Raw genomic sequence first — 12454 nt, 5'->3', positions numbered from 1 at the left:
TTCGTCAAGGGCGAGGTCATCAAGACCGTGCCCGAGTCGAAGATCGTGGAGACGCTCATCGAAGAGGCGATGAAGCTCGCCGAGCAGATGGAGAAGGACGGTGCCGCGTCCGGCGGCCCGACCGTCACCACTCCGGGAGCGCCCGGCACCACCGTTGCTTGACCGGAGTTATCAGCGAGTGAGCCGAAGGAACGCGACGGTGCCGGGAAGGCGACCGTGCACAGGCCCGGCGAAAGAGGGCCGGGCACGGCCGCCTTTCCCGCACCGGCTGCGGTGCTCCGGAGGTGAACCGAGCTCTTGAGAACAGGGGAGGCCTGAGCGTGACGATTCTGGAGAACATCCGGGGACCACGGGACCTGAAGGCGCTGTCCGAGGCGGAGCTGAGCCGATTGGCCGAGGAGATCAGGGAGTTCCTGATCCACGCCGTGGCCAGGACGGGTGGTCACCTGGGGCCCAATCTGGGGGTGGTGGAGCTCGCCATCGCGCTCCACCGGGCCTTCGAGTCCCCGGTCGACCGCATCCTGTGGGACACCGGTCATCAGAGCTATGTGCACAAGCTCCTGACAGGGCGTCAGGATTTCTCCAAACTGCGCGGCAAAGGCGGCCTGTCCGGCTATCCGTCGCGTGAGGAGTCCGAGCACGACATCATCGAGAACAGTCACGCCTCCACCGCACTCGGCTGGGCCGACGGTCTCGCCAAGGCCCGCCAGGTGCAGGGGGAGAAGGGCCATGTCGTCGCGGTCATCGGCGACGGCGCACTCACCGGTGGCATGGCGTGGGAGGCGCTCAACAACATCGCCGCCGCCAAGGACCGTCCGCTGATCATCGTCGTCAACGACAACGAGCGCTCGTACGCGCCGACCATAGGCGGCCTCGCCAACCACCTGGCCACCCTGCGCACGACGGACGGTTACGAACAGGTCCTGGCCTGGGGCAAGGACATGCTCCAGCGCACCCCCGTGGTCGGCAACACCGTCTACGAGGCACTACACGGCGCCAAGAAGGGCTTCAAGGACGCGTTCGCGCCGCAGGGTCTGTTCGAGGACCTGGGCCTGAAGTACGTCGGCCCGATCGACGGACACGACATCCGGGCCGTCGAATCGGCGCTGCGCCGCGCCAAACGCTTCCACGGGCCCGTGCTGATCCACTGCCTCACCGAGAAGGGCCGGGGCTACGAGCCCGCGCTTGCCCACGAGGAGGACCACTTCCACACCGTGGGCGTGATGGACCCGCTGACCTGCGAGCCCCTGGCGCCGTCGGACGGTCCGTCCTGGACGTCGGTGTTCGGCGACGAGATCGTCCGGATCGGCGAGGAGCGCGAGGACGTCGTGGCGATCACGGCGGCCATGCTGCACCCGGTGGGCCTGGCCAAGTTCGCGGAGCGCTTCCCCGAACGGGTGTGGGACGTGGGGATCGCCGAGCAGCACGCGGTCGTCTCCGCGGCCGGTCTGGCGACCGGGGGGCTGCACCCTGTGGTCGCCGTCTACGCCACGTTCCTCAACCGTGCCTTCGACCAGCTCCTCATGGACGTCGCCCTGCACCGCTGCGGGGTCACGTTCGTCCTGGACCGGGCCGGGGTCACGGGTGTCGACGGAGCGTCCCACAACGGGATGTGGGACATGTCGGTCCTGCAGGTCGTGCCCGGCCTCAGGATCGCCGCACCACGCGACGCCGACCAGTTGCGGGGGCAGCTGCGGGAGGCGGTGGCGGTGGACGACGCGCCGACCCTGATCCGCTTCCCGAAGGAGTCCGCCGGCCCCGTGGTCCCGGCGGTCGACCGCGTGGGCGGACTCGACGTCCTGCACCGCGCGGACCGGCCCGAGGTGCTGATGGTCGCCGTCGGCGTCATGGCGTCCGTCTGCCTCCAGGCCGCCGACCTGCTGGACGCTCGCGGCATCGGCTGCACGGTCGTCGACCCGCGCTGGGTCAAACCCGTCGACCCCGCGCTGCCGGGCCTCGCCGCCGAGCACCGGCTCGTCGCGGTCGTGGAGGACAACAGCAGGGCCGCCGGCGTCGGCTCGGCGGTCGTGCTGGCGCTCGGCGACGCCGACATCGACGTCCCCGTACGGCAGTTCGGGATTCCGGAGCAGTTCCTCGCGCACGCCAAGCGGAGCGAGGTGCTCGCCGACATCGGGCTCACGCCCGTCGAGGTCGCGGGGCGGATCAGCGCCTGCCTGACCGCCAAGGATGAACTCGCCAAGGAGAAACACGCATGACCACCCCTCCCCGGAACCGGGAGTTCGACCTCGGCGCGCTCCTGGCCGAGCGCGGAGCCGAGCGCTACGAGCTGCACGCCAGGTACCTCAACCACCAGCTCCCGCGCATGCTCCGCACCATCGGCTTCGACAAGGTTTACGAGCGGGCCGAGGGTGCCCATTTCTGGGACGCGGACGGCGCCGACTACCTGGACATGCTCGCCGGCTTCGGCGTGATGGGCCTGGGGCGCCACCATCCCGTGGTCCGCAAGGCCCTGCATGACGTCCTGGACGCCCAGCTCGCCGACCTCACCCGCTTCGACTGCCAGCCGCTGCCCGGGCTGCTGGCGGAGAAGCTGCTCAGCCACAGCCCGCATCTGGACAGGGTCTTCTTCGGCAACAGCGGCACGGAGGCGGTCGAGACCGCGCTGAAGTTCGCCCGCTTCGCCACGGGAAAGCCGCGGATCCTGTACTGCGAGCACGCCTTCCACGGCCTGACCACCGGATCGCTGTCCGTGAACGGTGAAGACGGCTTCCGCGACGGGTTCTCCCCGCTGCTGCCCGACACGGCGGTCCCGCTCGGCGATCTCGAGGCCCTGGCCCGGGAACTGAGGAAGGGGGACGTGGCGGGCCTCATCGTCGAGCCGATCCAGGGCAAGGGCGTCCACGAGGCACCGCCGGGCTATCTGGCGGCGGCCCAGGAGCTGCTGCACCGTCACAAGGCGCTGCTGATCGCGGACGAGGTGCAGACCGGGCTCGGCCGGACCGGGGACTTCTACGCCTACCAGTACGAGAGCGGTGTCGAACCGGACCTGGTGTGCGTGGCGAAAGCGCTCTCCGGCGGCTATGTGCCGGTCGGCGCCACCCTCGGCAAGGAGTGGATCTTCAAGAAGGTCTACTCGTCCATGGACCGGGTGCTTGTGCACTCGGCGAGTTTCGGGTCCAACGCGCAGGCGATGGCGGCCGGGCTCGCCGTCCTGTCCGTCATGGAGAACGAGCAGACCGTCGCGCACGTGCGTGCCGTCGGGGAGCAGCTCAAGTCCCGCCTTGCGGCGCTGGTCGACAAGTACGAGCTGCTCAGCGACGTGCGCGGCCGGGGCCTGATGATCGGCATCGAGTTCGGCCGGCCCAGCTCGCTGAAGCTGCGCGGCCGGTGGTCCATGCTCCAGGCCGCTCGCAAGGGTCTGTTCGCACAGATGGTGGTCGTCCCGCTGCTGCAACGGCACCGCATCCTCACCCAGGTCTCCGGGGACCACCTCGAGGTGATCAAGCTGATCCCGCCGCTGATCATCGGCGAAGAGGACGTCGACCGGTTCGTCGAGGCCTTCACCGCGGTCATGGACGATGCCCACAGCGGCAGCGGACTCATGTGGGACTTCGGCAAGACACTGATCAAGCAGGCGGTGGCCAACCGCTAGCCGCATCTCGGGGAGCTTTGCCTCTGAGGCAAGAAATTTGCCGCGGAGGCAAAGCTGCGGCTGAATGGAGAGCATGAGCTCTCCCGAGAACGAGTCCGGGAACGGCGTGGACCTGCCCGCCGTCGCGCCGCAGCTGCGTGCGCTGCGCCGCCGTGCCTCGCTCACCCTGGAGGCCGCGGCCCGTTCGGCCGGGCTCTCGCCCGCCCATCTGTCCCGGCTCGAGACCGGTCAGCGCCAGCCCTCGCTGCCGATGCTGCTCACACTCGCCCGTATCTACGGTACGACTGTCTCCGAACTGCTGGGAGAGACCGTCGCCGACCCCGACGCGGTCGTCCGCGCCCCCGACATGGAGCCGACGCGGGCGGGGGGCTGGACCTACTGGCAGGCCGGCGCGCCGGGCCGCTGTATGCAGGCCCTGCGGGTCCACGTCCCGTACGACACCCAGGGCGACCTCGTGCGTGTCCATCCCGGTGAGGAGTGGCTGTACGTCCTGAGCGGGCGGCTGCGGCTGCGCCTCGGCGACACGATGCACGTGCTCGGGCCCGGCGACAGCGCGCACTTCGACTCCCTGACCCCGCACCGCCTCGGTGCCGCCGACCAGGGCGGCACCGAGCTGCTCTTCGTCCACACCCTGCTGCAGAGCCCGGTCTCGGCGCTCTGCCTCGGACCCACCCCAGGAGAAACACTGTGACTGAGCAACCGGAGACCCGCCCCCAGCGCAGGTCCATGGAGGAGAAGTTCCCCCGTGCGCTGTGGATCCGGCTGATCGTCTACATCGCCGTCGGCCATCTCTTCGCAGGCTTCATCTTTCTGCTGTTCGAGGTCGGCGCGAAGTAGGCGGGGTCGCGCAGCGGGGAGCGGAAGCGGCTCAGTCCAGCAGCCGGGCGCGCAGCCGCTCCCGCACCGCGGGGGTGATCCCGAGGCCCCGCTCCAGGTAGACGTCGACGCCGCCCCAGGTCTCCTCGACGGTCTCGATCGCGGCCGCCAGATACTCGGCGCGCGCGTCGAACAGAGGGCTGAGCAGCTCCATCACCTCGGGGGAGTACGTGTCGGGCGAGGAACCGTTGCGGTGCACCTTGTACCGGCGGTGCTTCGCGTTGGACTCCAGGTAGTCCGCGACGATCGCCTCGCGCTCGACCCCGAGCGCCAGCAGCGTCACCGCGATCGACAGACCCGCGCGGTCCTTGCCGGCGGCGCAGTGCATGAGGGCGGGCACGCTGTCCTCGGCGAGCGCGCGCAGCACCTGGGAGTGCTCGGCCGTGCGCTCCTTGATGATCGTGCGGTAGGAGACGATCATGCGGTTGGCCGCCTTGCCGTCGTCGAGGAGCGCGCGCAACTGGTCCAGATCGCCGTCGCGGACCATCTTCCAGTACTCGGCACCGTCCGCCGGGTCGGTCAGCGGAAGGTTGATGTTGCGCACCCCCGCCAGCTCGACGTCCGGCCCCTCCAGCTTCTGGTCCGCCGCGTTGCGGAAGTCGAAGATCGTGTGCAGTCCGAGCGAGGAGAGGAACGCCGCGTCCTGCTCCGTCGCATGCGCGAGGTGACCGCTGCGAAAGAGCACTCCGTGCCGCACACGCCGCCCGTCCACGGTGGGCAGACCGCCCACATCACGAAAGTTGCGCACCCCGGTCAGCTCGGGCTCGGTAGACGGGACCTGCTGCGTCACGGGGGCTCCTCCCATCCGTCCGCCGGCGCTGTTCGCCGACGGGGCGCGCTTCGACGATACGACATAGGTTTATCGGGCAATCGTCGGAGACCGGACGCTGGGCTGAACCTGCGCTGGACCTGCGTTGACCCTCGCTCGACGTGCCCCGGGCGTTGCCCACGAGGCATGTCACCCCCGATGATGTTGAGGTCTGATCGTACCTGTTTGGATCTGTGGGGGGTCTTATGTTGGAGATCAGCGCCGACCGTCGCACCTGGCTGCTGTCCGGGCCCGGAAGCAGCTACGCGATGCGGCTCACCGACGGCGGCGAACTGCTGCACCTGCACTGGGGCCCGCGGATCGCGCTCCCCGACGCCGAGGCGCTCGCGGCTCTGCCCGAGCCCCGGTACTGGCCCTTCGAGTCCCCGCTCGACGGCCGCGAGGAGTACCCGGTGGAGGGCGGCCCCCGCTTTGTGCGCCCCGCCCTCTCCGCCCGCATACAGGAACGCCGCGGCACCGAGTGGACCTTCGAGACGGCCGAGGGCGACGGCGACGAACTGCGGCTGCGGTTCAGGGACGCCGGGCTCCTGATCACCCTCCACTACCGGATGCGTGCGGATGTCGTGGAGCGCTGGGTGACGCTCGCCAACGACGGTCCCGGGCCCGTCGAGCTCCTCCGCGCCGACTCCGCCGCCTGGACCCTGCCCGAGCGCGACGGCTGGCGTCTGTCTCAGCTGCACGGCCGCTGGGCAGCCGAGTCCAGGCTCGCGCGGTCCGCCCTCACCTACGGCGAGAAGGTCATCGGCAGCCGCCGCGGCCACACGGGGCACCAGCACCTTCCCTGGGTGGCCCTCGACACGGACGCGACCGAGGAACGCGGCGAGGTCTACGGCTGTGCGCTCGGCTGGTCGGGCAGCTGGCGGATCGCGGTGGCCCAGCTGCCCGACGCCCGTGTGCAGATCACCGGCGGGGCGGGGTACGACGACTCCGGCCTGCTGCGCCTCGCGGCGGGGGAGTCGTTCACGACGCCCGTCTTCGCGGGGCTGTGGACCGACGGCGGATTCGGGGAGGCGAGCCGCGCCTGGCACGCGTATCAGCGGGCCCATGTCATACCGGACGCCGACCGGGACCGCCCCGTGCTCTACAACTCCTGGGAGGCCACCGAGTTCGACATCTCCGAGGAGCAGCAGGAGGCGCTCGCGCGGCGGGCGGCGGAGATCGGGATCGAGCTGTTCGTGGTCGACGACGGCTGGTTCGGAGAGCGCACCAGCGACCGCGCCGGGCTCGGGGACTGGCGGCCCAACCCCGACCGGTTCCCTTCCGGCCTCAAGCCGCTCGCCGACTATGTGCACTCCCTCGGAATGCAGTTCGGGATCTGGGTCGAGCCCGAGATGGTCAACCCGGACAGCGATCTCTACCGGGCCCACCCCGACTGGGTGCAGTACCAGCCCGGGCGGAAGCGGACGGAATTCCGCAACCAGCTCGTCCTGAACCTCGCCCGCGAGGACGTCCAGGAGTACCTGTGGGAGCAGCTGGACGCGCTTCTCTCCAGCGCCCCGGTCGACTACGTGAAGTGGGACTTCAACCGCTGCTTCACCGATGCCGGCTGGCCCGGCGAGGCGTATCCGCAGCGGCTCTGGGTGGACCACGTACGGGCCCTGTACGCACTGCTGGACCGGCTGCGGGCCGCGCACCCCGGCGTCGCCTTCGAGTCCTGCTCAGGCGGCGGTGGGCGCATCGACCTCGGAGTCATGAGCCGCACGGACCAGGTGTGGACCTCCGACAACACCGACCCGCTGGACCGGCTCGCCATTCAGTATGGCTTCAGCCAGATCCATCCGGCCCGGGTCATGGCCGCCTGGGTCACCGACAGTCCGAACACCCAGCTCAACGGGCGGGTCAGCTCGCTGCGCTTCCGGTTCGTGAGTGCCATGGCCGGGGTGCTCGGTGTGGGCGGGGACCTGACGAAGTGGACGGAGGAGGAGCTGGCGGAGTCCCGGGACTGGGTCGGCCTCTACAAGGAGATCCGCCCGGTGGTCCAGCGCGGCGACCTCTACCGGCTGCGGCCGCCGGCCGGCGGGCTGAGCGCGGTCCAGTACGTGCTCGGCGACGAGACGGTGGTCCTCGCCTGGCTCCAGGCGCAGCACTACGGGGAGCCCGTCGCCCCGCTGCGGCTGCGCGGGCTCGACCCGACGGCGACGTATGAATGCCCCGAAACGGGCGAAGTGCACCGTGGTGCCGTGCTGTTGCACCACGGTTTGCCGACCGGGCTGCGCGGTGACTTCGATGCGACGGTCGTCCGGCTGCGTCGTATCTGAGAGTTCTGCCCGAATCGGAGCCCTCATTCAAACTCGCCCTGGAATGAGGGCTCCTGGAGAAACGGCACGTGAGTAGCGCACTTCGAGATCCGTACGACCCTGGACTACGGCTCCGACGTGAGCGTCGGCTGACGCTGCTCGGCCGCCCGCCCCTTTCGGAGGCCGGACCCGCCTTCCCGGTCCGGCCTCCGGCCTGCCCGCTCGCCGGGCCAGGCTCCTGCTCCAGTGGCAGACCTGAACACCGCTGCTCAGAGGGTTATTCCGGATCGGCCCGCACTTCGTGAGTGGTTTATCTCACCGCCCGTCAACCCTTCCCTACGGTCGCGTAGCTCACATCCCAAGGTGAATCATGGGCCGACGTGGCAGACGATTCGAAGAATGACGGCGGATCAGTGATCGGGTCGTACGTGGCGGTGGGGGACAGCTTCACCGAGGGCGTCGGCGACCCCGGGCCCGACGGACAGTTCGTCGGCTGGGCCGACCGGTTCGCGGTGCTCCTCGCCGACCGGCGGCCCGAGAACGACTTCAACTACACGAACCTCGCCGTGCGCGGCAAACTGCTCGACCAGATCGTGGCGGACCAGGTTCCGAAGGTCCTCGAACTCGCCCCGGACCTGGTCTCGTTCTGTGCCGGCGGCAACGACATCATCCGGCCGGGCACCGACCCCGACGACGTCGCCGAGCGCTTCGAGCGCGCCGTCGCCGAGCTCACCTCCGCGGTCGGCACGGTCATGGTGACGACCGGCTTCGACACCCGCGGCGTGCCCGTGCTCAGGCACCTGCGCGGCAAGATCGCCACGTACAACGGGCATGTCCGGGCGATCGCCGACCGGTACGGCTGCCCGGTCCTCGACCTGTGGTCGCTGCGGACCGTGCAGGACCGGCGGGCCTGGGACGGGGACCGTCTCCACCTCTCGCCCGAGGGTCACACCCGGGTCGCCCTGCGGGCGGGCCAGGTGCTCGGCCTGGAGGTGCCGGCCGACCCGGACCAGCCGTGGCCGCCGCTGCCGCCCCGGGGGACCTTGGACGTGCGGCGCGACGACATCCACTGGGCGCGCGAGTACCTGGTCCCGTGGATCGGGCGCCGGCTGCGTGGCGAGTCCTCCGGCGACCGCGTGGTGGCGAAGGGCACGCTGTCGCCCGACGACATCAAGATGCGGATCGCGAAGGCGGTCTGACCGCCTCGTCGGACACGGCCCGGGCCATGTGCCCGGGCCTTCGACTTTGCCGGGGCGTGGCCCGGCCTCCGGGTCTCAGAGGGGTGTCGTGCGGCCCAGCGGCGCCTGGCTGTGCGGCCCGCTCTCTTCCATCGCGTGGACGTCAGGCCTACACCGAGGTCAACGCCGCGCGTTCCAGTCCCAGTTCACGGGCGAGTGCGTCGTCCACCCACCCCTGGGCCCGGGCCCGCGGCACGGTTCCCTCGTACGCCGTCATCTGCACGGCGAGCCCGTCGAGCAGCGCGGTCAGCCGCAACGCGGTGCCCGCCGGGTCGGGGCAGTGGAACTCGCCCGCGGCCACCCCCTCCGCCACGACCTCGGCGATCGCGGCCTTCCACTGGCGGTCGAGGTCCCGCGTGACCTCCCGCAGCGCGGGCTCGCGGAGCGCCGCGGCCCAGCCCTCGATCCACAGCCGCCAGCCCTTGGCCTGACCGGTCGGCGCGTACCAGCGCACGGCGGACCTGAGGCGCCGCAACGCAGTCGTACGGCGGCCGAGCAGCTTGCGCAGATGCCCGAGGTCGCCCTCGGCGGCGTACGCGAACGCCTCCGCGACGAGCTTCTCCTTCGTCGAGAAGTGGTACAGCACCAGCGCGTTGCTCACCCCGAGGGCCGAGGCCACATCGGCGATCCGCACCGCCGCAACGCCCCGCTCCTCGATCTGCTCGACGGCGGCCCGCAGCAGTTCCTCACGCCGCTGGGCCACGCTCAACCGCACCCTCGTCACGGGCCAACACTACGTCACCGATACCAGCCGAACCGCTCCGCGATCACCGGCAGCCGGTCCGCCACAAGGGCGTGGGCGGCAGCCCGGGGACTCGTCCCGTCGGTCTCCGCCCGGTCCAGCACCAGGCCGACCAGGGCACGCATGGAGCGCCGCGTGTACGCGAACGCCTCCGGCGCCTCGGCTCCTATGTCGCCGAACAAGGTCCACCACCACCAGGCGTTCGTACCGGAGTTGACCACCACGTCCGGCAGCACGGTCACCCCGCGTGCGGTGAGCAGTTCCTCCGCCTCGGGCAGCACCGGCATGTTGGCCGCCTCCACGATCCATCGCGCGTGGATCCGCGCCTGGTTCCCGGTGTCGACGGCATACGAGACCGCCGCAGGCACCAGCACCTCGGCCTCGGCCGCGAGCCAGGCGTCGCCGGGCAGTTCACGGTCGGCCGGGCGCAGCGCGCCGCGGTCCACCGCTCCGTACGCGTCGCGCGCGGCGAGCAGCGCCTCGACGTCGAGCCCGTCCGGGTTGGCGATGGTGCCCTTGACGTCGGCGACCGCGACGACCGCCAGGCCCGCGCGGGCCAGGAACCGCGCCGTGGCGCCGCCCATGGTGCCGAATCCCTGCACGGCCACGCGCGTTCCCGCATACGGCGTTCCGGCCCGGTCCAGGGCGGTCAGCACCGACTCGGCGACCCCGCACCCGCCGACCAGCGCGTCGAGCCCGACGCCGTCCACCTCCACTGCGAAGGCGTCCGCGAGCCGCTTGCGGGCCGCCGCCTCGTCGTCGAGAAGCGGGTACACGGCCTGGATCGAGGACACAAGTCCCGCTTCGGCGGCCGCGCGGTCCACCAGGTCCTGGGTGAGCCCGAGGTCCTCACCGGTGGTCCAGAGCGACTCGATGTACGGCCGCATGGCCCGCAGGTAGCGCACCAGGACGTCGTACGCCTCCGGGGCCCGGGGGTCGCAGTCGATACCGCCCTTGGCGCCGCCCAGCGGGACGTACCGGGCCTTCGGGTCGTAGTGCAGCGCCTCCTTCATGCTCATGCCGCGTGCGAGCCCGGCCACCTCGTCCAGCGTGCAGCCGGGCCGCATCCGCAGCCCGCCGCTCGCGACGCCCCTGACGAGGCGGTCGACGACGAGATAGCCCCGTCGGCCGGTGACATGGTCGGTCCAGACGAGCGTCATGAGGGGAGCGCCCCGATCGGTGGTCATGCGTCCACTGTACTGAACCGCCGTTCAGTTGCCTGCATGCCTTCGGTAGCGGGAGTGCCCGTCTCGAAGCGCGGACCGGCCCGGCGCTCGGCGCGTTCCCGGGACGAGGACCTTGCCACACCGGTGCGTGCCGCGGAAGAAGAGCGTGCCTCGCGGGGCGGAGAGAGCCGACGAGCCAGGGGCGCCTCCGGTACGGCGGCCCCGGCGCGCCGTGGAGGTGACGACCAGACCTGTACGGCGCCCCGTGCCGGGGCATCGCGGTGTGACACGGCCGACCCGGTGATGTCAGAGGGGCCGACCATAATGGAATCCCTCACCGATTCCCTGGAGGTCCCGTGACCGGTTCCCGTTCCCTGAGCTCGGGGCTGCGTGCGCTGCGGCCCGTCGCCTTCGGCGCGGATCCGAGCGGGGAGCGCCTGGCGCGCATCCGCAGATCGCCGCACTTCGCGGACGGCGTCTTCGTGAACCCGGCGGGCACCAGGACTCGGCCGTCGGGCGGCTCCGCGCTCGAGCTTGCGAAGTCCTACTTCCGCAAGGACGACCGCGGCCGCCGCGCCCCGGCCGGTACCGTGCCGGTGCACCCGACGACGTACGCCGATCTGGCCCGGCCCCCGGCGACCGGACTGCGGCTGACCTGGATGGGGCACTCCAGCGTGCTCGCCGAGATCGACGGGCACCGGGTCCTGTTCGACCCGGTCTGGGGCGAGCGCTGCTCCCCCTTCGACTTCGCAGGCCCCAAGCGGCTGCACCCGGTGCCGCTGCCGCTCGCCGCGCTCGGGCCGGTCGACGTCGTGGTCATCTCCCACGACCACTACGACCACCTCGACCTGCCCACCATCAAGGCCCTCGCCGGCACGGACACCGTGTTCGCGATACCCCTCGGCGTCGGCGCTCACTTGGAGCGCTGGGGCGTGTCGGCCGACCGGCTGCGCGAACTGGACTGGCACGAGTCGACGAAGGTCGGCGGCATCACCCTGACCGCCACCCCGGCCCGGCACTTCTGCGGCCGCGGTCTGCGCAACACCCAGCACACGCTGTGGGCGTCCTGGTCGGTGGCGGGCGACGAGCACCGGATCTACCACAGCGGCGACACCGGCTACTTCGAGGGCTTCAAGGACATCGGAGCCGAGCACGGCCCGTTCGACGCCACGATGATCCAGATCGGCGCCTATTCCGAGTTCTGGCCGGACATCCACATGACCCCCGAGGAGGGCATGCGGGCCCACCTCGACCTCCAGGGCGGGCGGCCGGGGGGCGTGATGATGCCCATCCACTGGGCCACGTTCAACCTGGCACCGCACCCCTGGGCCGAGCCCGGCGAGTGGACGAACGACGCGGGCGAGGAAGTGGGACAAGCCGTGGCGTTGCCCAGGCCCGGGGAACCCTTCGAGCCGTCGAAGAACCCCCCTGCGGACCCGTGGTGGCGAGCGGTGTCCACGCCCTTCGAACGGCCGTGGCGCCGGGTCGAGAGGCCGGAAGCCTCGCCGGTCGCCGAGGGGCCGGAAGCCTCGCCGGTCGCCGAGGGGCCGGAAGCCTCGCCGGTCGCCGAGGGGCCGGAAGCCTCGCCGGTCGCCGAGGGTGATCTCGACCTCGCGGGCGACCGCTGACACCAGAGCCGGACGAAGAGCAGAACGGCGGAGCGGGCCCGGACGGTCGGTGACGTCCGGGCCCGCGTGTGGCCGCAGGAACCGCGCGTGACCGCAGGGCGAGGGCTGCCATCAGGCCCTCGTGC

The 12454-nt window shown here is 71.0% G+C and carries 10 protein-coding genes and 1 pseudogene; 8 read left to right on the top strand and 3 right to left on the bottom strand.

Translation table 11 applies throughout. The annotated features are described in order from the left end of the window. The 5 genes and pseudogenes from ACWDA7_RS33175 to ACWDA7_RS33155 form a co-directional block, all read left to right on the top strand. A pseudogene (locus ACWDA7_RS33175) lies at window positions 1–162 on the top strand (flavodoxin-dependent (E)-4-hydroxy-3-methylbut-2-enyl-diphosphate synthase); the annotation flags it as partial. A 158-nt stretch (window positions 163–320) separates the two neighbouring features. Continuing rightward, on the top strand, window positions 321–2216 hold the full coding sequence (gene dxs / locus ACWDA7_RS33170) for a 1-deoxy-D-xylulose-5-phosphate synthase (protein ID WP_450609068.1): 1896 nt from the start codon (window positions 321–323) through the stop codon (window positions 2214–2216). Continuing rightward, window positions 2213–3613 (top strand): aspartate aminotransferase family protein, encoded by a 1401-nt coding sequence (locus tag ACWDA7_RS33165; RefSeq protein WP_450609066.1) that lies wholly within the window; start codon window positions 2213–2215, stop codon window positions 3611–3613. Before dxs ends, ACWDA7_RS33165 begins: the two co-directional genes overlap by 4 nt. Before the next feature lie 73 nt (window positions 3614–3686). Then, a complete protein-coding gene (locus tag ACWDA7_RS33160) occupies window positions 3687–4304 on the top strand; it encodes a helix-turn-helix domain-containing protein (protein ID WP_450609064.1) in 618 nt (205 codons plus the stop codon). Between the two features lie 35 nt (window positions 4305–4339). Beyond that, entirely contained in the window at window positions 4340–4450 is a 111-nt protein-coding gene (locus ACWDA7_RS33155) for a DUF6126 family protein (RefSeq protein ID WP_359397421.1), read from the top strand. 31 nt (window positions 4451–4481) lie between these two features. On the opposite strand, the gene ACWDA7_RS33150 is transcribed toward ACWDA7_RS33155, so the two are convergent. Continuing rightward, a complete protein-coding gene (locus tag ACWDA7_RS33150) occupies window positions 4482–5279 on the bottom strand; it encodes a tyrosine-protein phosphatase (RefSeq protein WP_450609062.1) in 798 nt (265 codons plus the stop codon). Between the two features lie 224 nt (window positions 5280–5503). On the opposite strand from ACWDA7_RS33150, the gene ACWDA7_RS33145 reads away from it, so the two are divergent. Next, window positions 5504–7576, top strand: a complete 2073-nt coding sequence (locus ACWDA7_RS33145) for an alpha-galactosidase (protein ID WP_450609060.1) — start codon at window positions 5504–5506, stop codon at window positions 7574–7576. 392 nt (window positions 7577–7968) lie between these two features. Further along, complete coding sequence (locus ACWDA7_RS33140; protein ID WP_359397419.1) at window positions 7969–8754, top strand: SGNH/GDSL hydrolase family protein; 786 nt, start codon at window positions 7969–7971, stop codon at window positions 8752–8754. A gap of 148 nt (window positions 8755–8902) precedes the next feature. Here the strand turns inward: ACWDA7_RS33140 and ACWDA7_RS33135 are convergent, their stop codons facing one another. Together ACWDA7_RS33135 and ACWDA7_RS33130 are read right to left on the bottom strand one after the other, a co-directional pair. Next, window positions 8903–9496 (bottom strand): TetR/AcrR family transcriptional regulator, encoded by a 594-nt coding sequence (locus tag ACWDA7_RS33135; RefSeq protein WP_450609058.1) that lies wholly within the window; start codon window positions 9494–9496, stop codon window positions 8903–8905. Between the two features lie 35 nt (window positions 9497–9531). Then, on the bottom strand, window positions 9532–10722 hold the full coding sequence (locus ACWDA7_RS33130) for a Glu/Leu/Phe/Val dehydrogenase dimerization domain-containing protein (RefSeq protein ID WP_450609056.1): 1191 nt from the start codon (window positions 10720–10722) through the stop codon (window positions 9532–9534). Between the two features lie 335 nt (window positions 10723–11057). Here ACWDA7_RS33130 and ACWDA7_RS33125 point away from each other — a divergent pair, with 335 nt between their 5' ends. After that, window positions 11058–12329, top strand: a complete 1272-nt coding sequence (locus ACWDA7_RS33125; RefSeq protein ID WP_450609054.1) for an MBL fold metallo-hydrolase — start codon at window positions 11058–11060, stop codon at window positions 12327–12329. Window positions 12330–12454 lie beyond the last annotated feature (125 nt).

Source organism: Streptomyces sp. NPDC001156, assembly GCF_053598275.1.
Note: the sequence above shows the minus strand (reverse complement) of the source record. Positions and strands in the feature narration are given on the sequence as shown.